This window comes from Microvirga soli (assembly GCF_016734765.1).
In the GTDB taxonomy this organism is placed as follows: Bacteria; Pseudomonadota; Alphaproteobacteria; order Rhizobiales; family Beijerinckiaceae; genus Microvirga; species Microvirga soli.
This window is the reverse complement of sequence record NZ_JAERQE010000002.1, coordinates 235,598-257,915: the sequence shown is the minus strand read 5'-3', so window position 1 is coordinate 257,915 and position 22,318 is coordinate 235,598. Positions and strand designations below refer to the sequence as shown.

The 22,318-nt window shown below is 64.9% G+C and carries 20 protein-coding genes; 11 read left to right on the top strand and 9 right to left on the bottom strand.

Going from position 1 to position 22,318, the window contains the following annotated elements; all coding sequences use genetic code 11:
- The first annotated feature begins 184 nt into the window (after positions 1 to 184).
- Genes JKL45_RS03020 through JKL45_RS03000 form a run of 5 tightly spaced genes read left to right on the top strand, consistent with a single transcriptional unit; the run spans position 185 to position 5,106 of the window.
- Positions 185 to 1,066, top strand: coding sequence for a glucosamine kinase nucleotide-binding domain-containing protein (locus JKL45_RS03020; protein ID WP_201859623.1), 882 nt, complete (start codon positions 185 to 187; stop codon positions 1,064 to 1,066).
- Positions 1,063 to 1,848, top strand: coding sequence for a GntR family transcriptional regulator (locus tag JKL45_RS03015; RefSeq protein ID WP_201859622.1), 786 nt, complete (start codon positions 1,063 to 1,065; stop codon positions 1,846 to 1,848). Before JKL45_RS03020 ends, JKL45_RS03015 begins: the two co-directional genes overlap by 4 nt.
- Positions 1,835 to 2,893 carry an SIS domain-containing protein gene (locus JKL45_RS03010; RefSeq protein WP_201859621.1) on the top strand — a complete coding sequence of 353 codons (1,059 nt, stop codon included), beginning with the start codon at positions 1,835 to 1,837 and terminating at the stop codon, positions 2,891 to 2,893. The genes JKL45_RS03015 and JKL45_RS03010 overlap by 14 nt, the downstream gene beginning before the upstream one ends.
- On the top strand, positions 2,893 to 4,026 hold the full coding sequence (gene nagA, locus JKL45_RS03005) for an N-acetylglucosamine-6-phosphate deacetylase (protein ID WP_201859620.1): 1,134 nt from the start codon (positions 2,893 to 2,895) through the stop codon (positions 4,024 to 4,026). Before JKL45_RS03010 ends, nagA begins: the two co-directional genes overlap by 1 nt.
- A 12-nt stretch (positions 4,027 to 4,038) precedes the next feature.
- The gene (locus JKL45_RS03000) at positions 4,039 to 5,106 is read left to right on the top strand and encodes a Gfo/Idh/MocA family oxidoreductase (protein WP_201859619.1); all 1,068 of its coding nucleotides are present in this window, start codon (positions 4,039 to 4,041) and stop codon (positions 5,104 to 5,106) included.
- 4 nt (positions 5,107 to 5,110) lie between these two features.
- Here the strand turns inward: JKL45_RS03000 and JKL45_RS02995 are convergent, their stop codons facing one another.
- The 4 genes from JKL45_RS02995 to JKL45_RS02980 form a co-directional block, all read right to left on the bottom strand.
- Positions 5,111 to 5,545 carry a GNAT family N-acetyltransferase gene (locus tag JKL45_RS02995; protein WP_312896901.1) on the bottom strand — a complete coding sequence of 145 codons (435 nt, stop codon included), beginning with the start codon at positions 5,543 to 5,545 and terminating at the stop codon, positions 5,111 to 5,113.
- 2 nt (positions 5,546 to 5,547) lie between these two features.
- Entirely contained in the window at positions 5,548 to 6,372 is an 825-nt protein-coding gene (locus JKL45_RS02990; RefSeq protein WP_201859617.1) for an ABC transporter permease, read from the bottom strand.
- 4 nt (positions 6,373 to 6,376) lie between these two features.
- Complete coding sequence (locus JKL45_RS02985; RefSeq protein ID WP_201859616.1) at positions 6,377 to 7,324, bottom strand: ABC transporter permease; 948 nt, start codon at positions 7,322 to 7,324, stop codon at positions 6,377 to 6,379.
- Between the two features lie 67 nt (positions 7,325 to 7,391).
- Positions 7,392 to 8,891 carry an ABC transporter substrate-binding protein gene (locus JKL45_RS02980; RefSeq protein ID WP_201859615.1) on the bottom strand — a complete coding sequence of 500 codons (1,500 nt, stop codon included), beginning with the start codon at positions 8,889 to 8,891 and terminating at the stop codon, positions 7,392 to 7,394.
- 141 nt (positions 8,892 to 9,032) lie between these two features.
- Here JKL45_RS02980 and JKL45_RS02975 point away from each other — a divergent pair, with 141 nt between their 5' ends.
- The 6 genes from JKL45_RS02975 (at position 9,033) to JKL45_RS02950 (ending at position 15,686) form a co-directional block, all read left to right on the top strand.
- Positions 9,033 to 10,130 carry an anhydro-N-acetylmuramic acid kinase gene (locus tag JKL45_RS02975; protein ID WP_201859614.1) on the top strand — a complete coding sequence of 366 codons (1,098 nt, stop codon included), beginning with the start codon at positions 9,033 to 9,035 and terminating at the stop codon, positions 10,128 to 10,130.
- 7 nt (positions 10,131 to 10,137) lie between these two features.
- Complete coding sequence (locus tag JKL45_RS02970) at positions 10,138 to 11,157, top strand: serine hydrolase domain-containing protein (protein WP_201859613.1); 1,020 nt, start codon at positions 10,138 to 10,140, stop codon at positions 11,155 to 11,157.
- Between the two features lie 108 nt (positions 11,158 to 11,265).
- Positions 11,266 to 12,156 (top strand): N-acetylmuramic acid 6-phosphate etherase, encoded by an 891-nt coding sequence (locus JKL45_RS02965; protein WP_201859612.1) that lies wholly within the window; start codon positions 11,266 to 11,268, stop codon positions 12,154 to 12,156.
- A 35-nt stretch (positions 12,157 to 12,191) separates the two neighbouring features.
- Entirely contained in the window at positions 12,192 to 13,100 is a 909-nt protein-coding gene (locus JKL45_RS02960) for an N-acetylglucosamine kinase (RefSeq protein ID WP_201859611.1), read from the top strand.
- A gap of 97 nt (positions 13,101 to 13,197) precedes the next feature.
- Positions 13,198 to 14,148 (top strand): sugar kinase, encoded by a 951-nt coding sequence (locus JKL45_RS02955; protein ID WP_201859610.1) that lies wholly within the window; start codon positions 13,198 to 13,200, stop codon positions 14,146 to 14,148.
- Between the two features lie 71 nt (positions 14,149 to 14,219).
- On the top strand, positions 14,220 to 15,686 hold the full coding sequence (locus tag JKL45_RS02950; protein WP_201859609.1) for a sensor histidine kinase: 1,467 nt from the start codon (positions 14,220 to 14,222) through the stop codon (positions 15,684 to 15,686).
- Between the two features lie 19 nt (positions 15,687 to 15,705).
- Here the strand turns inward: JKL45_RS02950 and JKL45_RS02945 are convergent, their stop codons facing one another.
- The 5 genes from JKL45_RS02945 to otsB form a co-directional block, all read right to left on the bottom strand.
- Positions 15,706 to 17,289: a peptide chain release factor 3 gene (locus tag JKL45_RS02945; protein ID WP_201859608.1), complete on the bottom strand. Its 1,584-nt coding sequence runs from the start codon at positions 17,287 to 17,289 to the stop codon at positions 15,706 to 15,708.
- 274 nt (positions 17,290 to 17,563) lie between these two features.
- Entirely contained in the window at positions 17,564 to 18,682 is a 1,119-nt protein-coding gene (locus tag JKL45_RS02940; RefSeq protein ID WP_201859607.1) for a succinylglutamate desuccinylase/aspartoacylase family protein, read from the bottom strand.
- A 30-nt stretch (positions 18,683 to 18,712) separates the two neighbouring features.
- Positions 18,713 to 19,651 carry a glucokinase gene (locus JKL45_RS02935; protein ID WP_376770997.1) on the bottom strand — a complete coding sequence of 313 codons (939 nt, stop codon included), beginning with the start codon at positions 19,649 to 19,651 and terminating at the stop codon, positions 18,713 to 18,715.
- Positions 19,652 to 19,755: 104 nt separating this feature from the next.
- On the bottom strand, positions 19,756 to 21,564 hold the full coding sequence (locus JKL45_RS02930) for a glycoside hydrolase family 15 protein (RefSeq protein WP_201859605.1): 1,809 nt from the start codon (positions 21,562 to 21,564) through the stop codon (positions 19,756 to 19,758).
- 1 nt (position 21,565) lies between these two features.
- Entirely contained in the window at positions 21,566 to 22,318 is a 753-nt protein-coding gene (otsB, locus tag JKL45_RS02925) for a trehalose-phosphatase (protein WP_201859604.1), read from the bottom strand.

Below are 22,318 nucleotides of genomic sequence, written 5' to 3'. Positions count from 1 at the left end.
TCAAAGACAACTCCCCTTCGGCTGGATCCTCTGGAAATTACCGGGACTTGTCCACGCTCTGACGAATCTGCATCCACAGGACAGGCATGCTGGGCTCGGGGCAAGACGATCTCTGCCCCTTCCCGAACTGGACATTAAGTGGCATTGTGCCGTCCCATTGTCCGATCCTGAGATCCATCCGCGCATGACCGATCTGCTTTTCCTTGGCATCGATGGCGGCGGCACCAAGTGCCGGGCACGCCTGCGCAATGCCCAAGGCGATCTGCTGGGAGAAGGAACGGGCGGCCCATCCAATATCCGCCTCGACCCGGATCTGGTCTGGAACTCGCTTCTCACGGCCTGCCGCGAAGCGCTGTCCCAGGCAGGACTTCAGGAAAGCGACCTCGGCCGGATTCATGCCGGCATGGGGGCTGCCGGCGCGGGCCAGACCAGCGCCGTGGAGTGCCTGCTGGCGCGCTCCCATCCCTTCGCATCCTTCGAGATCGACACGGATGCCCACACCGCCTGGCTCGGCGCGTTCAGCGGAGGCGACGGGGCGATTCTCATCGTCGGCACCGGCTCCTGCGGCTATGGCGGCGTGAGCGGCCAATGCCATTATGTCGGTGGCTGGGGCTATGAGGTGTCCGACGAGGGCAGCGGTGCTGCCATCGGGCGGGAACTCCTGCGCCGCTGCATCTGGGCTTATGACGGCCGCGCGCCCTCGACCCCGCTCTCGGACGCGGTGCTGGACGAGTTCAAGAACGACCTTGAGATCCTGGTCGACTGGGTCGGCAAAGCCCGACCGAGCGATTACGGGCGTTATGCGCCGCTCGTGCTTAACTATGCCGAACGGCGAGACCCGCTCGCCATCGACCTTGTTGCGAACGCGGCCGCTGGGTTGGGTTTGATTGCCACGCGCCTCCTCGATCTCGGCGCTCCGGCCATCTGCCTCTTCGGCGGCCTCGCCGAGCCGATGCGCCCTTGGCTGCCGCCCCCGGTCCAGCGCACCATCGCGCCTCCCATGGCCGATGCCGTCGACGGCGCCATTCTGCTCGCCCGCACAGCCATGGCAGGGAGGCCCACATGAGCGAGCCATCCGGCGAGGCCCTGTCTCTTCTTCCGCTGAACGAGGCCAACCCGACGCCCCTGTACCTTCAGCTTCAGCAATCCATCGAGGAGGCGGTGCGCAAGGGGGACCTCAAGGCGGATGCCGCGCTGCCCGGAGAGCGGGATCTCGCCAAGCAGCTCGGCATTTCCCGTGTCACGGTGCGCAAGGCCATCACGGGCCTCGTGCAGAAGGGCGTGCTCGTCCAGCGCTGGGGCTCGGGCACCTTCATCGCGCAGCAGATGCGCCTGGAGCAGCCTCTGTCCCGCCTGTCGAGCTTCACGGACGACATGTCGGCCCGCGGCCTGAAATCCTCCGCCGTGATGCTTAGCCAGTCGACCGGACAGGCCTCGACGGACGAGTTGATGGCGCTCGGCCTCTCGCCCGGCGATCGGGTGAGCCGCGTCAATCGCCTGCGCATGGCAAACGGCATTCCTATGGCCATCGAAAACGCGGTCATTCCGTCACGCGTTCTGCCGGATCCTTCCCTGGTGCAGCAATCGCTCTACGCGGTGCTGCACGAGAAGGGCTACATGCCGACGCGGGCGCTGCAGCGGCTGCACGCGGTTCTCCTGACCGAGGAACAGGCTTCGCTCCTCGGCGTTCCGCCCCAGAGCCCTGCGCTCTACATCGAGCGGCGCTCCTTCACGGCCACTGGCGAAGTGGTCGAGTTCACCTCGTCCTATTACAGGGGCGATGCCTATGATTTCGTGGCCGAGCTGACCATCAGCCAGCCCGAGCGGATGCACCATGATGACACCTGACACGAACAGCGCTGTTTCCACCGTCACGGCCATGCTGCGCGAAGCGCAGGAGGCCCCGCAGGTGGTCGCGCGCCTGCTCGACAGCAATGCACCCCTCTGCCGGAACTTGGGCGAGCGCCTGCGCGCCTCTTCTCCGCCCTTTGCCGTGACTTGCGCGCGGGGCAGCTCTGACAATGCGGCAACCTTCGTCAAATACCTGCTCGAGATCCATTCCGGTCTGGTGACCGCCTCGGTGGGCCCGTCGGTGACGTCCGTCTATGAGGCGCGCCCGCGCATGCGCGATGCGCTGTTCCTCGCCGTATCGCAATCGGGGCGCAGCCCGGACATTCTCAATCTCGCCCAGGCGGGGCGCGATGACGGCGCGCTGACGGTCGCGCTGGTGAACGACACCTCCTCGCCCCTCGCCTCCACCTGCGAAGTGGTGCTGCCACTTCACGCGGGGCCTGAGAAGAGCGTGGCTGCCACGAAATCCTTCATCGCAGCCCTGGCAGCAGGCCTGCAGCTTGTCGCTCACTGGTCGCAGGATCAGGACCTGCTGAACGCGCTCGACACGTTGCCGGACGTGCTCGCCAAAGCCTCCGCCGTCGATTGGTCGTCCGCGCTGCCGCTCCTCTCGGATGCCGACAACCTCTTCGTCGTCGGACGCGGCGTCGGCTTTGCGGTCGCGCAGGAAGCGGCCCTCAAGCTCAAGGAGACATCGGGCGTTCATGCAGAGGCCATGAGTGCCGCCGAGCTGATGCACGGCCCCTGGACCTTGGCCGGCGACCACTTCCCCATCCTGGTCCTCAGCCAGCAGGACGAGACCCTCAGCGGCGTCAATGATCTTGTGACGAAGCTGAACGAACAGGGCGTGCCCATCGTAGTCGCAGGCGCGGCGGAGGGTCCTGCCTCGGTCATGCTGCCGGCTGTTGAGAATGTGCATCCTTATCTCGCGCCGATCGCTCTCATTCAGAGCTTCTACCCTCTCGTGAACGCCGTGGCGCTGGCGCGCGGGCGCAATCCCGACAATCCGCCGCGCCTGCGCAAGGTGACGGAGACTGTCTGATGACCATTGCGCTCACAGGCGCCCGCATCTTCGACGGGTCGCACATGCTCGACGGCCGCGCCGTCATCATCGAGAGCGGCCGCATTGTCGGCGTGCCGCATGACAGTGACGTTGGAACCGGAATCGAACGCCGCCCGGTGAGTGGCCTTCTGGCGCCCGGCTTCATCGACGTTCAGGTCAATGGCGGCGGCGGCGTTCTTTACAACGACGTGCGCTCTGTTGAGGGCATCAGGACCATCGCACAGGCGCACCGCGCCTACGGCACCACCGGGCTCCTGCCGACCTTCATCACCGATACGCGCGAAAAGATGGCGGAAGCCGTGGGGGCGATGCGGGAGGCTCTGGCGGCCCACGTCCCCGGCGTTCTCGGCATCCATGTCGAAGGCCCCTTCATCAGCCCCGAGCGCAAGGGCGTGCACAACCCCGCCTTCATGCGTCCGATGGAGGAGGAGGACATCGCCATCCTGACCTCGCTGAAGGAAGGCCGTACTCTGGTGACGCTCGCGCCCGAGCGCAACAGCATGGAATCCGTCGCGCGTCTTGCATCGGCCGGCGTGTTGATCTGTGCCGGGCACACCGCGAGCGATTACGCCACCGTGATGGAGGCCGCTCGCCACGGGCTGCGCGGCTTCACGCATCTCTTCAACGCCATGCCGCCGCTCGCCGGCCGCGATCCGGGCCCTGTGGGTGCGGCGCTCGACAGCCCCGACACGTGGTGCGGTCTCATCGTCGACGGGCATCATGTGAGCGATGCTGCCTTGCGGGTAGCGATTGCCGCCAAGGGCACGGAGCGCATGATGCTCGTGACCGATGCCATGTCGGTGACGGGCACGGATCTGTCGAGCTTCGAGCTCCATGGCCGCACGATCTACCGCAAGGACGGCAGGCTCACCACGGAGGACGGAACGCTGGCCGGTTCCGATCTCGACATGGCGAGCGCCGTGCGCAACAGCGTCAACCGCTTAGGGCTCGCTTTGCCGAATGTACTGCGGATGGCGTCTCTCGTGCCGGCGACGTTCCTGCGCCTCGATCATGAGCTCGGCCGCATTGCACCAGGCTACCGCGCCGATCTCGTCCTGCTCGACGAGGGCCTTCAGGTGCGCCAGACTTGGATCGCGGGACAAAGGGAATAAGGGAAAGCATCGATGAGCGTGCAGAAGGTTCTGGTGGTCGGCCTCGGCAATATGGGTCTGTCCCATGCCCTCGCTTATACGCGGATCGAGGGCTTCGAGATTGCGGGACTCTGCACGCGCAACATCGAATCCATGGAGTTGCCTGAGGCTCTGCGCGGGGCTCCTCGCTTCACCGATTTCGAAGAGGCGCTCGCAGCCACGAAGCCGGACGTGGTGTCCATCAACACCTGGTCCGACACTCACGCGCCTTATGCCATACGCGCGATGGAGGCAGGCGCCCATGTGTTCGTGGAAAAGCCCCTGGCCGATACGGTCGAGGATGCGCAGCGCGTGGTCGAGACGGCGCAGCGCACCGGGCGTAAGCTGGTCATCGGCTACATTCTTCGCCACCACCCGTCCTGGATCAAGTTCATCGAGATCGCCCGAACGCTCGGCACCCCGCACGTCTTCCGGATGAACCTCAACCAGCGATCGAGCGGCGCGGCCTGGGAGGCGCACAAGCGCCTGCTGCAATCCCTCTCGCCCATCGTCGATTGCGGCGTGCACTACGTGGACGTGATGTGCCAGATCACGAAGGCGAATCCGGTTCAGGTCCACGGCGTCGGCACGCGCCTGACGGAGGACATGCCGGCCGGCATGTACAATTACGGCCACCTCCACGTGACCTTCGACGACGGATCGGTTGGCTGGTACGAAGCCGGGTGGGGTCCGATGATGAGCGAGACCGCCTATTTCGTGAAGGACGTGATCGGACCGAAGGGCAGCGTCAGCATCGTCATGGCCGAGACGGTGGGCGAGATCCGCTCCGACGACATCAACGCGCATACGAAGACCAACCAGATCCTGCTCCACCATGCCGCCCTGAATGGCGATGGCAGCTTCGCCAAGGCGGACGAGCGGATCAGCACCACGGACGAGCCGGACCACGACGAACTCTGCGAGCGCGAGCAGCGCTACCTCCTGCGCGCGATCCAGGAGGATCTCGATCTGACGGACCACATGAACGATGCCGTCCGTTCCTTACGCATCGTGCTCGCGGCCGACGAGGCTGTGCGGACAGGCCGGGTGGTGACGCTCTGAGGGATCAGCCCTTCTTCGCGTAAAGAACGAAGCTGCGGCTCTTGCCGGCGAACTCCCGCTCGTATTCGCGCTCCATATGCCAACCGTGACGCTCATAAAAGCGACGGGCCGCATGGTTGTCGCGGAAGCATTCGAGGCTTCTCGCGCCTTGCTGCTCAGCCTCCTTCAGAAGAAGCGCGCCACCTCCCCTGCCGACGGCAGTGGGGTCCATGAACAGCATGTCGATATGACCGTCGGTCATGAGCAGGAAGCCTACGAGCGCTTCGCCTGAACACGCGACGAGCATGCGATCCCAAGAGGACGCAAAGCGTTCGGCAAAGAAACCCTCATCGCGGCTCGCAAGTACATCCGCTTCCAGAATCCCTGCAAAGGTAGCGCGATAGGATCGTTCGGCGACAGCCGCCAGAGCAGATATGTCATCTGCTCCGGCAACCCGCACGATCAAGGCTGTCCCCTCAGGCGCGGATCGAGAGTATCGCGCAAGGCGTCGCCTAAGAGATTGAAGCCGAAGGACAGGAACAGGATGGCAAAGCCTGCGAAGATCGCGCTCCAGGGCGAGAGCATGAGGAAGTTGCGGCCTTCCGACAGCATCAGGCCAAGCGACGGTGTCGGCGGCTGGGTGCCGAGGCCGAGGAAGGAGAGCGAGGCCTCGACCAGAATCGCGGCGGAGAGCAGCAGGCTCGTCTGAACCAGGATCACCGAGGCGAGGTTCGGCAGGATGTGCAGGAAGATGATGCGCGCGTCCGATGCACCGATAGCACGGGCGCCGGCCACGTACTCGCTCTCGCACAGCACCAAGGCTGGACCGCGCAGAAGACGGGCGAAGATCGGCGTGTAGACCACCGCGATGGCGGCGGCAGCACTGTAGGTGTGCGGCCCCAGCACCGCGATGATGCCGATGGCGAGAAGCATGACCGGAAAAGCGAAGAGCACATCCATGACACGCATGATGATGCGGTCGATCCAGCCGCGGTAATAGGCGGCCACGAGCCCGAGGGTGCCTCCGGCCAAAAGTGCAATGGTGACAGCGAGCAGGCAGGCGATGAGGGAGGTGCGGTAACCGTAGAGGATGCGGGTGAGCACGTCGCGACCGAGCTGATCGGTGCCGAACCAGTTCAGCTCGGTCGGCGCCCGCAGGCGCCGCGCGACGCTCTGCGCCATGGGATCGTAAGGCGCGAACAAGGGCGCCCCGAGGGCGAGGATGATCTGGATCGAGACCAGAACGACCGCGAAGGCGAGAAGCTTGTTCTTGGCCAGACGCTGCACGGCTTCAGGCCCTCACACGGGGGTCGACGACGATGTAGAGAAGGTCGACGAGAAAGTTCACGAGGACAAAACCTGCCGTGACCACCAGGATGGTGGCCTGGATGAGCGGGTAGTTGCGCTCGGCGATGGCACCAAGGATGAGCCGGCCGAGACCCGGAATGGCGAAGACCTGTTCGACCACGATGGCGCCGCCAAGCAGGTAGCCCGTCATGATGCCGACGCTGGTGAGGAACGGGATCAGCGCGTTGCGCAGGGCATGCTTGTACACGACGTTACGCTCGGCCAAGCCCTTGGCCCGCGCCGTGCGGACATAATCCTGCCCCAGCGCATCGAGCATCGCCGAGCGCACGAGACGAGAGAGATTGGCGAGAATCGGCAGTGCCAGGGCGATGGCCGGCAGCGTCATGCGCTGCAGGTTGCCGACCGGATCTTCGGAGAATGGCACATAGCCCAGCGATGCGAAGCCCGGCGCCCAGGAGGCGAGAAGGAGGATCAGCACGATGCCGAGCCAGAAGGAGGGAATCGTGAGACCGGCGATGGCCGTGACGCGCATCGCCACGTCGGCCGCACCGCCACGGGTCTGCGCCATCAGGCAGCCCACCGGCACCGCCAGCACGGCCCCGACAAGAAGCGCCAGAAAGGTGAGCTCGAGCGTCGGCCACAGATGCAGGAGAATTTCGCCAGCCACGGGCCGGCCCGTCCAGAGCGAGGTGCCGAAATCGCCGCGCAGCGCAGCCCCCGCCCAAAGCAGATACTGCTCGACGATGGGACGGTCGAGGCCGACCCGGCGGTTGAGCTCCGCCATGCGCTCAAGCGTGATCTCGGTGTTCGCCCCCAGCATGATCGCGACAGCGTCACCCGGGATCAGGCGGATCATCAGGAACACGATGATCGACACGCCGAACAGGACGATGACGAGATCGATAAGGCGCGCGAGCAGGACTCGGTTCATTCAGGCTGGCTCTTTGATAACAGGATCCCGGCGCCACTCGGTTGCGGCGCCGGGCGTTGGGGACCGCTCAGTTGGAGGCGTTGCGCAGCAGCATCAGCGAGCGGTTCGGCATCACGTCGTAGCCCTGCAGCTTGCTGTTCATGGCCGAGAACAGCGTGCCGTAGGTGAGGTGCGCCGCGGGACCGGAGCAGGCGAGCTTCTGCTGCACCTTGTCGTAAGCCGCCTTGCGCGCCGCCTGGTCCTGCTGGCTCCGCGCCTGATCGAGCAGGCCGTCGATCTCCGTGTCCGAATACTTGAACACATTGGTCGATCCGCCAGTGCGGAAGGTTCGGTAGAAATACTCGTCCGGATCCGGCTGACCGGCATTGATTGAGGCGAACATGTCGAAGTTGCTGTTGCGCCAATCCTGGATGAATTGGCCCTGCTCCTGGTTGACGAGTTCAACCTTGAAGCCAGCCTTGTTCAGCTGCTCCTGCACCACCTGGGCGACGTCCTTCACATCCTGACGCGGCAGGACCTTCAGGGTAACAGCCACCGGCGTCGCGACGCCTGCCTCCTTCAGGAGCGCCTGGGCCTTCGCCGGATCGGGCTTGTAGCAGGCGAACTGGTTCACATTGAGCGCCCAGGATTTCAGGGCCGGCGACAACGGTCCACCCGGAACGCCTGCACCGAAGAGAGCCGCGTCCACGATCTCCTGGCGGTTGATCGCGTAGTTCACCGCCTCGCGCACCTTCGGGTTGTCGAAGGGCGGCTTGGATACGTTCATGCCGATAAGCGTGTAGGCGAGATCCATGGTCTCGGCGAGCTTCACGTTCGGCTTGCCTTTGAGCTGCAGCGCGGTCGCCGCATCGATGTTGGGCAGGAGCGCATATTGCCCGTTGCTCAGGCCCACCTGACGGGTGGCCGATTCAGGCACGATGTTGAACTTGAGCCCGGCGAGCTTCGGCAGGCCCTTCTCCCAATAGGCGTCGTTCTTGGCGAGAAGGATAAAGCCATTGGGCTGCCATTCCTGGAACTTGAACGGCCCCGTGCCGACCGGTGCCTTCTGCAGGGCGTCCTTATTGGCCTCCATGGCGCTCGGCACGATTGCGATGGTGGCAAGCGACGACAGGAGCGCCGCGGACGGTTCCTTCAGCTTCAACTCGACCGTCTGGGGATCGACCGCATTGGCGCTCTCAATCGCTGCCAAGCGGCTCGCCAGAGGCGAGGCGATGTCCTTGCTCTGCACCCGCTTGATGGAGGCGACCACGTCCTCAGCGTTCATGTCGGAGCCGTCGTGGAATTTCACGCCTGAGCGCAGCTTGAACGTGTAGCCCTTGCCGTCCGGCGCGGCGGTCCAGGACTCGGCAAGACCCGGGACGGTCTTCAGATCCTTGTCGATGGCCGTGAGGCCCTCATAGATGTTGCCGTTCACCACCATGAAGCTCGGAAATGCGGTGATGAGATGCGGGTCGAGGCCCGTCGGGCCTGCATCCGCGCCGATTTCCAGAACCTGAGCCGAGGCGGAGGCCATTGCCGCCACCATGAAACCTGCGCCGAGCGCGCCGCGCAGAGCTGACCTGACCATACGTTTATTCCTCCCTTGGAAGCCACAGGGTAATTTATAGGTCATTGGCGCGGACCTGTCATGGTCCAATATCATACCACTCTGGACCGGTTCGCGCGCTGTGCTATGGTCGCGACCAACCACGCGCAGTCGGAGACACAGATGTCGGATCGTTCCATTGTCAAAGCCATCGGGGTGATCAGCGGCACATCGATGGATGGCATCGACGTCTCTATCGTCGAAACCGATGGAGACACTGTCGTGAAGCCGGGGCCCGGCCGCACCTTCTCGTATCCGGACGATTTGAGAAAAACCCTCCAAGCGTTGATCGCCGAGCCGGCGCGGGCGCAGAGCGAGCCGCTGGAGGAACTTGAACAGGCAGTGACGGACGCGCATGTCGCCGCCATCCGGCGCTTCATGGACGAAGCGGGGATTGCCGGCACGGAAGTGAAGCTCATCGGCTTTCACGGCCAGACGGTTTATCACCGGCCGGAGATCCGCTTCACGCGTCAGCTGGGGCTCGGCAACAAGGTCGCCGAGGCGCTCGGCATCGATACGGTCTATCGCTTCCGTCATGCGGATGTCGCGTCAGGCGGGGAAGGCGCTCCCTTCGTGCCTCTCTACCACCGCGCGCTCGCCAGCGACCTTCAGCAGCCGATCATGATCCTCAATCTCGGTGGGGTCGGGAACGTCACCTATATCGACGGCGATGTGGTGATCGCCTTCGATACGGGCCCGGCAAGCGCGCTGCTCGACGATTTCGTGCTGCGCCGTCGGGGCCTGAGCTATGACGAGAATGGACAGTTGGCGGCCTCCGGCACAGCCGACGAGACACTCGTCTCCGCGTTCATGCAGAACCCGTTCTTCGATCGGCCCGCGCCGAAATCCCTCGACCGCCAGGATTTTCACGCCCGCGCCAAAGGCGTGGAAGCGCTCTCGGATGAGGACGGCGCGGCGACCCTGGCGGAATTCACCGTACAATCCGTGATCGCAGCCTTGCGGCATGTGCCGCGTGCCCCGCAGCGATGGCTTGTCACCGGCGGCGGGCGGCAAAACGCGCACTTCATGAAACGTCTGCATGAGGAACTCGGCGTTGCGGTCGATCCGGTGGAAACCGTGGGGTGGAACGGCGACTTCCTTGAGGCGCAGGCCTTCGGCTACCTCGCCGTGCGCTCCACCCTCGGCCTTCCCTTGAGCCTGCCGACCACAACCGGCGTGCCGCATCCCATGCCCGGAGGCGAACTCCACCGGGCCGCGTGAGGCAATCATGGCCCTGACGGATCTGATTGACCAAGCCTTTGCGCCTGCCGCCGCCTCGATACGGAGCGGCAACATTCCAGGCGCGGTTCTTGGGATCGTGACTGCACATGGCGAACGCGCCGTGCAATGGGAAGGCCATTCGCAGATCGAGCCGGAGCACGAAAATGTTTCCCGTGAAACATGGTTCGACCTCGCGTCGCTCACGAAGGTGATCTTCACGACGACACGCATCCTGCAACTGGTCGAGGAAGGCCGCATTGCGCTCGACGATCCGTTGGTGACGGTTATCCCGGATCTTCGCCAATACGACATGAACGCGGCCGAGCGGCGGCTCACCTTCCGCCAGTGCCTCGCGCATCAGACTCATCTGCCAGCCGTGGAGCCGCTCTACACCTACGGGCAGGATCCGAACACGCTGCGTGCCTTCATCCTGCAGCGGGTCTGGCAGCCGGGGCCGCCCGTCTATTCCGACATTAATTACATGCTGCTCGGCATCGCCATCGAGCGCATCACAGGCGAGGCACTGATCGATCAGCCGCTTCCCGAACGCTTCTCGTTCAGGCCCGATCCGAAGCTTTGCGCGGCGACCGAGAAGGATACATGGCGCGGGCGCGTGATCCGTGGCGAGGTGCATGACGAGAACGCTTTCGCGCTCGGCGGCGCCTCGGGCCATGCGGGTCTGTTCGGCACCGTCGACGGTGTGCTCGATTTTGCCCACTCACTCCTCGAGGGCACAGGGCTGTCGCCCGCCTCCATCAAGGCCATCCGCACGCGGGAATCGGAGAAGCGGACCGTGGGCTGGGAAGGCTTCTATCCCGGCTGGCACGGCGGCGATTCCTGTTCGCCCGACACCATCGGGCACACAGGCTTCACGGGCACGGGTCTCTGGATCGATTTCGAGCGCGGGCTTGCCTGGTCGCTCCTGACCAACCGGGTTCATCCGAGCCGGCACAAGGACAGCGGGATCCTTCCCCTTCGCCGTGCAACAGGCGAGCGGGTGATCGCGTTGTTCGATCGGCTCGCCTGACTTTAAGGATGCCAACAGAAACTTGAAGGCCAGCGCCCCTCAATCCTCTTCGGGCGATTGTTGCGGGTCTCAACTGGTCCTATATTGGTCTGGAAGAAAGTTGGCATCATGGCGACAGAACATTTCAGTACCCGCTACCAGGACCTTGACACTTGGCCGAGCCTCGATGTGCTCTCGGCCTTTCTTGAGGGGCAACTCTCCGCCGTCGCAGCCGTCAGGCCATCCCTGCCTGCCATCGCCTCCGCTGCGGAAGAGGCCGTGCCGCGTCTGCGTCGCGGCGGACGGCTTGTTTATGCCGGTGCCGGAACCTCGGGCCGGATCGGCGTTCAGGACGGCACCGAGCTGCCGCCGACCTTCAACTGGCCCGACGACCGCATCGTCTACCTGATCGCCGGCGGCGAAGGCGCCATCATGCAGGCAGTCGAGAATGCCGAGGATTCGGTCGAGGACGGCATCGCGGGCATTCGCGACAATAACATCGGGCCGGACGATGTGGTGATCGGCGTGGCGGCCAGCGGCCGGACGCCGTTCACCATCGCGGTCCTTAAAGAAGCGGCGGCACGCGGGGCCCAGACCATCGGCATTTCCAACAATCCCGACACGCCGTTGCTCGAGGTCTGCTCCCATCCGATCCTGGCCGATACGGGCGAGGAGGTGGTGGCCGGCTCGACGCGCATGAAGGCCGGCACGGCGCAGAAGGTCATTCTCAACCTGCTCTCCACCCTGATCATGGTCAGGATGGACCGGGTCTATCGCGGCCTCATGGTCAACATGCGCGCGACGAACGCCAAGCTGCGCCGCCGCAGCGAGATCATGGTCATGCAGATCACCGATTGCGACGAGGCCACGGCAACGGATGCCATCTTGGAGGCCGGCGGCGACCTGAAGACCGCCGTTCTCATCGCCATGGGCGCCAGCCCGGCGGACGCGCAGGGCGCGCTTGAGCGCCACGACGGCAATCTGCGCAAAGCCCTGGCGGATGTGCCCAAGACGTCCTAACAGAAAGCTGGCACTGACAAGAAGGCTGCGGGCGCATGGGGCTGGGGCTGGGCATCGATGCGGGTGGAACCGCCACGCGCTGGCGGCTGGCGGATATGGCCGGCCAATGCGTCGCCAAGGGCTCCGTTGCGCCCCTGACCGGCCATCTCTTTTCGAGTGCCGCGGAAGAGCGAGCGCGCCAGATCGTCCTCGACATGGCTCAAGCCGTGCTGGAAGTCGGCAAGCCGCTCGGCATCATCGCGGGCATCACCGGCCTCACCCGCGACACGCCCGCCGAGGCCACCATGCGGGCGATGTTCGCGGAAACCTTCGAGCTGCCGCCCGACAGGGTCTTCGTCGCCGAGGACATGTGGATCGCCTACCTGTCCTATTTCGCCCTGGGCGAAGGCATCCTGGTCTATAGCGGCACCGGCTCCATCGGCTACTACCTGTCCGAGGACAAGCAGGTGATGCGGGTCGGCGGTCGCGGAAACCTCATCGACGATGGCGGCTCCGGCTTCTGGATCGCCCGCGAGGCGTTGAAAGCCATTCTGCGCACCGAGGAAGAGAGCCCCGGCGCAGGCTGGACCTCGACATTGGGCACCTGTCTTGCCCGGGCGCTCGGCGGCACCGACTGGAACATCGTCCGCTCCTTCGTCTATGGCGGCGACCGGGGCAAGATTGGGTCGCTGGCCCGCGCTGTCGGCGAGGCCGCCTCCGCCGATGACGCCACGGCCCTTCACATTCTAAGGGAGGCCGGCGAGGAACTGGCTCGCCTGGCCAATGCCCTGATCAAGCGCCTTGGGCCCCGGCCCGTCGCTCTCGTGGGCGGCAGCGCGCGTCTCCACCCGATCGTGGCCAGCGCCTTCCGCAAGGGGCTTGTCGCTCCCGTCGAGTTCATTGCCACCGATCTGGACGCGGCCCTGACGGCAGCCCGCCTGGCCGCGACCCTCAACAGGGCCTGAAAACCGCCAAGTCCAAAGGCCAAGCCCGCACGGCTTGCCTATTCATGCCCGCTCGTCCAAGACTCGGGCGGCGAATTCAGCAGGACGATGACTAGCGATGCATGCTCTCTTTGTCGGACAGACCTATATCGACGTGACTTTCCTGGCGGACGAGTTGCCGACCGGGGACGAGAAGACCGTGGCGCGGGATTATGCGATCTCGTTCGGCGGCAATGCGGTCACGGCGGCTTTTGCCTGCGCCAAGCTGGGACTGCCGCCCGACCTGCTCACCTCGATTGCCGACGACTGGCTCGGCCGCATGTTCATCGACATGGCGGCGAAATACGGCATTTCGGTCCACCACCGGAAGGTCCATGAATCCTCCCTGTCCTTCATCATGCCCCGCGGCGGCAAGCGCGCCATCGTGCGCTGCCGCGACGACCATTACCTGCACCCCGTTCCGCCGCTGAACCTGCAGGGCTGCAAGGCCCTCCACCTCGACGGCCACCAGGCCGATGCGGCCATGCACTACGCCAAGGCCTGCCGCGAGGCCGGGATCCTCACCTCCCTCGACGGCGGCGGCCTGCGCTCCAACACCCATGAACTCCTGGAATTCATCGATGTCGCCATCGTGGCCGAGCGCCTGTGCGAGCAGATGGACCTGACGCCTGCCGGAATGCTGGGCTATCTCAAGAGCCGCGGCTGCAAGATCGGCGGCGTGACCTTGGGCGAGCGCGGCCTTGTCTGGTACGACGAGACCGGCCAGGAAGGGGTTCTGCCCGCCCTGGACGTTCCGGGCGACAAGGTGGTGGACACGAACGGCGCGGGCGACATCTTCCACGGCGCCTATGTCTATTCCGCCATGGCCCGGCCTGAGCTGCCCTGGCGCGAGCATTTCATCTTCGCCCGCGGGGCTTCGTCCCATGCCATCCAGCATCTCGGCAACGAGGCGAGCCTGCCGACCATCGCCGACATCGTGCAGGCGCAGGTGCAGTTTTCAGAGAAAGCCCCGTCCCGCGCTCTTCTGGAGGCTCCGGATACCGCTGGACAAAGCAAGCTGACAGCCTAGAACAAGATTGCAAAACAAGATCAGCGTGGCATGACCCCTCCCGTTCATGTGCTTTCGCAAAGGATGTCAGCGTGAGTCCCTCTCAGCCCTGGGCCTATGGTCTCGATGAGATCCGTCTCCAGGGGGGAGCGGAAGGGTTCAGCCGGGAGGCTTTGTCCGAGCTTCTCGAGAATGTGCCGCTGGCCATCTCGGTGACCCTTGGGCCGCACCAGCAATTCGCCTTTGCGAACCGCCTGTTCCGGTCCGCCCTGTCCGTCCCCGACGAGGACATCGTCGGCCGAACCGTGTCCGAGGTCATGGGTGAAAAATACACCCATGAGCTTTGGACCTTGCGGGGAAAGGTGTTCCAAACCGGCGAGCCGCAGGAGCTGAAGGACCATCCCCTCGTCCTTACGCCCGGCACCACCACCTATTGGGATATCAAGTTTCTGCCGGTCCGCGACGGGGGCGATGAGATCAGCGGGATCCTTGCTCTCGCCGCCCATGTAACCGAGCGGGTCAAGGCGCGTGGCGAGGCTGAGCTCAAGGCCCGCGAGGTTGCGCTTCACAACGAGCGTCTGGCGCTTGCCGTCGAAGCCACCGAGATGGGCCTGTGGGAGTGGAACGTCCAGACGGGCGAGACCTTCTGGTCGGACCGGCAGAAGGACATCTTCGGCCTGCCGCGGAGCGAGCCCGCGACTTATGAGTTCTGGTACTCGGCCATTCACCCGGACGATCGCGAGCATGTGGCGAGCAGCGTCGGGTCCTTGAGCGATCCCCGCTCGGGGGGGCAGATCCAGATCGAGCACCGGGTTGTGCGCCCTGACGGTGAGATCCGCTGGATCCTCAGCCGTGGCCGCATGCTCTACGAGATCATCAATGGCGAGCTGAAACCCGCCCGGGTTCTCGGAACGATCATCGACATCACGGAGCGCCGCAGGAACGAAGAGATCCGCCAACTCCTGGTGCAGGAGCTCAACCACCGGGTCAAAAACCTGTTCGCCATGACGAGCGGCATGATTGCCATGACGGCACGGACGGCTGAGACGCCCAAGCAGATGGCTGCCGCCCTGCGCGGGCGCATCGACGCCCTCGCCCGTGCGCATGAGCTGATCCGTCCGGCCATCACGGGCAGTGAGCCGACCGATGAGGAGACCACGGTCGAGAAGATCGTGGAGGCCATCCTGGCGCCGCACGTCAACCAGGACGCGCCGTCCCCGATCACCCTTGAGGGGCCGCCGGTGCGGATCGGCCCGAAGGCTGCAACGATCCTCACCCTGGTGCTGCACGAACTGGCCACCAACGCGTTGAAATACGGCGCCCTGTCGGTTCCCGAAGGTCGCCTGAGGATCGCCTGGATACGGGGCGTGATGCTCACACTCACATGGCAGGAAGAAAACGGGCCGGCGACGCAGGGCGTACCGAGCACGGAAGGCTTCGGCTCGAAGCTCGTGCACCGGAGCGTAACGGACCAGCTCGGCGGCGCCATCGCGTACGACTGGCGCGCGGAAGGCCTGCAGGTGCGCATCGACCTGCCCCTGAACCAGCTCAAGGCCTGAGCAAAAAGAAAGGCGGCTGTTAAGCCGCCTTCTTCTGATAATCCTTCACGTCCGAGAACTGGATCGCCTTGTAGCGATCAACCTCGTATTGAAGGTTGAACTGGTTTGCCGCCATGAACACGGGCGCTTCGTCGAGATCCCGCGCCATGGACGACAGGTGGCTCTCGATGAACTTGTCGAGCTCCCGCGGATCGTCCGCCGTGATCCAGCGGCAGATGGAGAAGCGCGTCGGCTCGTAGTCGATCGGCAGGCCGTATTCGGCGGCCAAGCGCTCCTTCAGCACGTCGAGCTGCAGCGCGCCCACGACGCCCACGATAGCGCCGGAGCCGTCCTGCGGCACGAAGAGCTGCACGACGCCTTCCTCGGCCATCTGCTGCAGGGCCTCACGCAGCTTCTTGGCCTTCATGGCATCCTGCAGCTTGATGCGGCGCAGGATTTCCGGCGCGAAGCTCGGCACGCCGCGGAACACGAGGTCCTCGCCCTCGGTGAGCGTATCGCCGATGCGCAAGGTGCCGTGGTTGGGAATGCCCACCACGTCGCCGGCCCATGCCTCGTCCGCAATGGCACGATCCTGCGCGAAGAAGAATTGCGGCGAGTTCAGGCTCATGGGCTTGCCCGTGCGCACGAGCTTCGCCTTCATGCCGCGCTGGAGCTTGCCCGAGCAGATGCGCATGAACGCGATGCGGTCGCGGTGGTTCGGATCCATGTTGGCCTGGATCTTGAACACGAAGCCCGACATCTTGGGCTCGCCCGCCTCGACAAGGCGCTTGTCGGCCTCCTGGCCGCGCGGCGGCGGCGCGTAAGCAGCCAGCGCATCGATAAGATCGCGCACGCCGAAATTGCGCAAAGCCGAGCCGAAGAACACGGGCGTGAGATGACCTTCGCGGAAGGACTCCAGATCGAACGGCTTGCAGGCCTCCTGCGCGAGCATCACCTCCTCCTGCCAAGCATCCGCCTCTTCCGGCGGCAGCAGGCTCATCAGCTTCGGATCCTCGGGACCGGAGACGGGCGTCGGCTCCTCGTCGGTGTCGATGCGGCGCACGACGTTGCGGCGCAGGTCAAACGTGCCGGCAAAGCTCCGGCCCTGGCTGATCGGCCAGGTGACGGGTGCGGTGTCCAGCGCCAGCGTCTTCTCGATCTCGTCGAGCAGGTCGAAGGGGCTGCGCGCCTCGCGGTCCATCTTGTTGATGAAGGTGACGATCGGGATGTCGCGCATGCGGCACACCTCGAACAGCTTGCGGGTGCGCGCCTCGATGCCCTTGGCCGCGTCGATCACCATGATGGCGGAATCGACGGCGGTCAGCGTGCGATAGGTGTCTTCCGAGAAGTCCTCGTGGCCCGGCGTGTCGAGCAAGTTGAAGACGCAGTCGCCATACTCGAAGGTCATGACCGAGGTCACCACGGAGATGCCGCGCTCCTTCTCGATGCCCATCCAGTCGGACCGGGTCGAGACGCGGTTCTTCTTGGCCTTCACCTCGCCGGCAAGCTGGATCGCGCCTCCGAAAAGCAGCAGCTTCTCGGTCAGCGTGGTCTTGCCCGCGTCCGGGTGGGAGATGATCGCAAAGGTTCGGCGGCGGCCCACCGGGGCCGGAAGATCGGTCATGGGTTTCAAAAATTCTCTGGGATCGAAGTGGGAGACAGAACGCCGCAGCGCCCTGCCCTTTCGCTGGGCTCTTCTCACCCCATATGGGGCTTTCCCGTCAACAACGAAAGGAGGTGATCCAGTGTCTCATTGTCATACCCTACGTTCCCCGGTTGCCGCGACCTGGATCTTGGCCTCTGCTGAGATTTGTGCGTAACGCACCTTTAAGGGCGGCTCTTCGGGGCCGTGGAACCGACAATGGAAAGGCCGCCCTCCAGGGCGGCCTTTCTTGTTTTTAGGCGCTGAGCAGCTTGCCGGTCCGCTTGGCTTCAGTGCCGGCGATCTTGGCCAGCCGCATGCCTTTGGTGACAAAGCGCTGAGCGATCCGGGCGAACATCACGCCGTCGCAGGGCGCCTTTGCCTCGACGGTGGCGCCCGTCAGCGGATCGATGACCTCGGCGATCACATCGCCAGCCTTCACCCGCGCACCGATATCTGCCTTGAACACCAGGATACCGTAGGCCGGCGCCTGAACCGGCTCGGAGGCGGCCAGCGGCGTGGCCCGACAGAGGGCCTCCGGCACCTGCGGAGCCTCACCGGCGATGGCGTCGCGCAGGATCAGATAATCGATCATGGCCGCCGCATCGGCCCGCCCCGTCTCGTGGCTCACGTCCCGCTCGCCCCGGAACTCCAGGGTCGTGGAATGGCAGCCGAAGGGGATCGGGTGATCCGGGAAGCGGTCGGCCAGTTCCGCCCAGGGGCGGCTGCAGGCCTCGTCGAAGGGCTCGTCGCCCGAGATATCCGCAAGCAGATAGGCATGGGCGCCGATCAGCGCAGAGAGGGACGCGAACGCCTCATCCGAACGGGTATGGGTGTAGAGATGCACGACGGCTTCCGAGTCGCAATGCATGTCGAGCACGATGTCGGCCTCTTGCGCCAGGCCCAGCAGAGCCTTCTTCATCGCCTCGGCCGGGTTGGCGGGCTGCCAGGCCTCACATTCCGCCCGCAGAGCCTCGCGGATCAGGCGTACATTCGCCTCTCCGTCGCCGGTCAGCTTGCCGTCGATACGCTCTGCCACCTTGGGCACGAAGTCGGGATAGCCCCGGTTGAAGTTGATGCCATCGCTCAGGTTGAAGCGGCCGATATGGTCGCCCAGCACCCTTTGCGCCAGGCCGATGGGATTGGCCGAGGGCACGAGCACGATCTCGCCCTTGATCCGGCCCTCGTTCTCAAGCGCGACAAGGCGCTCGCGCAGGTGGTGCGCTGCGATCATGCCGGGGATCTCGTCCGCATGGAGCGAGGCCTGGACATAGATGCGCGGACGGGCGCCTTCGGGGCCGAAGCGTTGAACGGTCAGAGAGAGGTCGGCTCCGGGAGCCAGCGGAGCAAGAGCGATCTGTTCGGTTTTCATCATCCATCTGCAGGTTGGAGAGCAGGCGGCCCCTCAGGTAGCCTGCCACCCCTGCGATGGGAAGACGAAGCGCTCGGGATTCGTCACGATGGCGGCCAAGCCCTGCAGGGCCGGCTCCGGATTGACGATGGCGTAGACCGGCACCTTCCGGGCCCAGTCGTCATGCGGCGCCTTGCGGTCGAAGGCCTCGCGGAAGCCGCCGGCCTGGAGGATGTCAATCATCCGGGGCGCGATGCCGCCCGCGATGAAGACGCCGCCGGAGGATTCGAAGGTAAGCGCCAAATCGCCGGCGAAGCGCCCGAGGAAGCGGGCGAACAGGTCTAGGGCATCCTTGGCCAAGCTGTCGCCCTCGCGAGCCGCCGCCAGAACATCGTTGGGCATGGTGAAGGGACAGTCCACGCAGCGATGGGCGGCGAGCGCCCTGGCGATGCGGAAGAGCCCCGGACCCGACAGCACGACCTCTCCGGAGACGCGCCCGCCGACCCGCTCCAGATGCGGCCAGAGAGCTGTTTCCTCGTCGGTGATCGGCCCGAATTCCATGTGGCCCGCTTCCGTCGCCAGAATGGCGAAGCGGTCCTCCACCGGCACCAGGGCACCGGCGCCAAGGCCCGTGCCCGGCCCCAGCACCACGCGCGCGCCCGATCCGGCCGGTGGGAAGCTCCCGAGAGCCGCGAGATCGCCTTTCGCCTCGTCGAGCACCGTCACGGAGGCTGCGACCGGGGTATAATCGTTGACGAGGGTCACGCGTTCGAGGTTGAGCGCCGTTCCGATGGCTTCGGCATCGATGAGCCAGTGAGCATTGGTCAGCCGGATCGCGGGCGCGTCCACCCTGGTCGCCACGGCGATGATGGCAGAGCGTGGCGCCGATCCCTCATAGGCTTCGAGCGCGATCCTAATGGCCCCGACCGGATCCGGCGTCTGCGCCGTCAGAGCGCGTGGCAGGAGCTGAACGGGCTCGCCGGGCGCAGGCAGAACGGCGAAGCGGGCATTGGTGCCGCCGATATCGCCGAGCAGAACGGGAAATGCGAACATCGAAGCCTATCGTCCTTTTTGCCTTTAGCGTTCGATCAGAATGATCAGAACGCCTCCTCCCAGCTTCGGCTCAGGCGCACGGCCGAGTTGATGAGACCGACCATGGAGTAGGTCTGGGGGAAATTGCCCCACAGCTCCCCGGTGGTGAAATCCGCGTCCTCGGAGAAGAGACCGAAGGAATTGCGCAAACTCAGGATGTGCTCGAACAGTTCCTTCGCTTCTTCCTTGCGCCCGATGGCGCTCAGGGCATCCACGTACCAGAAGCCACAGATCATGAAAGCCGTGTGCATGAGGCCGAAATCGTCTTCCACATCATAACGCAGAAGAAGGTCGCCGCGCCGCAGCTTGGTGCCGACGGCATCCACGGTGGCGATGAAGCGCGGATCATCCGGCTTCACGAAGTCGAGCTCGGCCAGGAGCAGCAGCGTCGCGTCGAGATCCTCGCCTTCGAAGGAGGACACGAAGGTGCCCTTGTGGGCGTTGTAGGCGCGCTCGTCGATGACCCGGTGCATGCGCTCGGCATTCTCGCGCCAGAACGCGGCGCGGTCCTCGCGCCCCATGGCTTCGGCGATCTTGATGAGCCGGTCGCAGGCGGCCCAGCACATCACGCTCGGAAAGGTATGGACGGCAGCCTTGGTGCGCAGCTCCCAGGGGCCGGCATCGGGCTGGTCGAACACCTCGATGGCCCTGTGTCCCAGCTTTTCCAGATGCGCGAACAGGGCGTTGTTGCCGGAGCGGATCAGGCGCTTGTCGAGGAAGGCGTGAACGGAGGCGAGCACGACGCTGCCATAGGCATCGTTCTGGATCTGCGTATAGGCCGCGTTGCCGACGCGCACCGGCCCCATGCCGCGATAGCCCGCGAGCGCCGTGGCCTCGCGCTCATCGAGATCGGGCGAGCGGGTGATGCTGAAGAGCGGCGGCATGTCCTTCTGGTCAGGGACGGCATCCATGTCGTCGACGATGTTGGTGATGTAGGTGAGGTATTCCTCCATGGTCTTCGTGGTGCCGAGCCGGTTGAGCGCCTGGATCACGAAATACGCGTCCCGCAGCCAGCAATAGCGGTAATCCCAGTTGCGCTGCGTGTGGGGCGCCTCCGGCACGGAGGTGGTGAGCGCCGCCACGATGGCGCCCGTCTCCTCGAAGTTGCACAGCTTGAGGGTGATGGCGGCGCGGATCACCGCCTCCTGCCAGTCGAACGGGATGGAGAGCGAGCGCACCCAGTCGCGCCAGAAATCGACCGTGCTGTCGAGGAACGCGCGGGCCGTGGTGTCGGCCTCAGAGCGCAGGGGCTCGTCCTCGCCGAAGAAGAACGAGATGGGCCGGTCCGCCACGAAGAAGCGTTCGTCCTGGACATAGGAGATCGACGCATCGGTGGTCAGGCGAAGGGATGTGTCGGGGCCGACGAAGCGCAGGTGATTGCTGCCCCGCGTCAGGCCTGGCTGATGCTCGCCCCATTCGAAATGCGGCCGCAGCCGGACGCGGATGCGCGGGCGCCCTTTGACGGGCGTGACCCGGCGGATCAGCATGGGCGGGCGGAAGGTGCGGTCGAAATGCTTGAAGCGCGGCGCGAAGTCCGTGACCTCCACGATGTTGCCGGAGGAATCCGTCATGCGCGACACGAGCACGGCCGTGTTCTGGAGATAGCTTTGCTCGCAGCTCACCATGCCGGCCATGTCGATGGCGAAGACGCCCTTCTGGTCCGCATCGCTCTGGCCCTCGGGGCAATCGAGCAGGGCCGAGAAGACGGGGTCGCCATCGAAGCGCGGAAAGCAGCTCCAGACGATCTGCGCGCGGCGATCGACCAGGGCCGAGATCATGCAATTGCCGATGACGGCAAGATCCAGCGAACTCATATCAACAATCATCCTCATTGAAGGGACAGGATCCATCGGACGCCCATACGGACAGGCGGTGCCGCAGATCCGCGGGCGTTCCGAGGCGCATCTTGGCGATGGTCTCGCCGCCACCGATGCGCACGGACAGGCCGCCATGGGCGTTCACGGCCTTGAAGCCGTTCTCGTCGGTCAGGTCATCGCCGATGAAGATCGGGCGCCGCCCCTTATAGGGGGCTTCGTGAAGAAACCGCTCGATCACCTTGCCCTTCCCTGCCGCCGAGGGAAGGATTTCTGCCACAGCTTTGCCGTGCTGAACACGGTAATCGTTGCCCAAGGCCTCGATGGCTGCATGCGCCGTGGCCAACGCGAAGTCCTTCTCGTGCGGGGCGAGCCGCCAATGGATCGCCACCGAGCAACCCTTGTCCTCGATCAGGATGCCTTCCTTATCCGCGACGATCGCGTTCAGACGCTCGACCATCTCGCGCAGGGCCGGATGCTCGTCCGGATCGCACATGGAGAGCCGGCCGGCGATGCGATGCTCGAGCCCGTGAAGCCCCGCCATGTCGAATTCATGGGGCACGAAGCGACCATCGAGAAACTCGACGGGACGTCCGCTGATGATGGCGAGTGCACCGCCGAGCCGGGTCTGCAGATCCGTGAGCACCTTCGGCAGGGCCGGATCCACTGCAACCGCGTCGGGCCGCTCAACGATGTCGACGAGGGTCCCGTCGAAATCGAGAAAGAGGGCATAATCCTCGTTTGTCTTGGTCAT

Bases quoted from the DNA above. Each gene is read 5' to 3' on its own strand.
- otsB (WP_201859604.1), bottom strand. From the start codon at position 22,318: ATGACCAAGACAAACGAGGATTATGCCCTCTTTCTCGATTTCGACGGG.
- JKL45_RS02970 (WP_201859613.1), top strand. From the start codon at position 10,138: ATGGCCCTGACGGATCTGATTGACCAAGCCTTTGCGCCTGCCGCCGCC.
- JKL45_RS02985 (WP_201859616.1), bottom strand. From the start codon at position 7,324: ATGAACCGAGTCCTGCTCGCGCGCCTTATCGATCTCGTCATCGTCCTG.
- JKL45_RS02980 (WP_201859615.1), bottom strand. From the start codon at position 8,891: ATGGTCAGGTCAGCTCTGCGCGGCGCGCTCGGCGCAGGTTTCATGGTG.
- JKL45_RS02955 (WP_201859610.1), top strand. From the start codon at position 13,198: ATGCATGCTCTCTTTGTCGGACAGACCTATATCGACGTGACTTTCCTG.
- JKL45_RS03015 (WP_201859622.1), top strand. From the start codon at position 1,063: ATGAGCGAGCCATCCGGCGAGGCCCTGTCTCTTCTTCCGCTGAACGAG.
- JKL45_RS03010 (WP_201859621.1), top strand. From the start codon at position 1,835: ATGATGACACCTGACACGAACAGCGCTGTTTCCACCGTCACGGCCATG.
- JKL45_RS03020 (WP_201859623.1), top strand. From the start codon at position 185: ATGACCGATCTGCTTTTCCTTGGCATCGATGGCGGCGGCACCAAGTGC.
- JKL45_RS02940 (WP_201859607.1), bottom strand. From the start codon at position 18,682: ATGATGAAAACCGAACAGATCGCTCTTGCTCCGCTGGCTCCCGGAGCC.
- JKL45_RS02975 (WP_201859614.1), top strand. From the start codon at position 9,033: ATGTCGGATCGTTCCATTGTCAAAGCCATCGGGGTGATCAGCGGCACA.
- JKL45_RS02965 (WP_201859612.1), top strand. From the start codon at position 11,266: ATGGCGACAGAACATTTCAGTACCCGCTACCAGGACCTTGACACTTGG.
- JKL45_RS02945 (WP_201859608.1), bottom strand. From the start codon at position 17,289: ATGACCGATCTTCCGGCCCCGGTGGGCCGCCGCCGAACCTTTGCGATC.
- JKL45_RS02960 (WP_201859611.1), top strand. From the start codon at position 12,192: ATGGGGCTGGGGCTGGGCATCGATGCGGGTGGAACCGCCACGCGCTGG.
- JKL45_RS03000 (WP_201859619.1), top strand. From the start codon at position 4,039: ATGAGCGTGCAGAAGGTTCTGGTGGTCGGCCTCGGCAATATGGGTCTG.
- JKL45_RS02930 (WP_201859605.1), bottom strand. From the start codon at position 21,564: ATGAGTTCGCTGGATCTTGCCGTCATCGGCAATTGCATGATCTCGGCC.
- nagA (WP_201859620.1), top strand. From the start codon at position 2,893: ATGACCATTGCGCTCACAGGCGCCCGCATCTTCGACGGGTCGCACATG.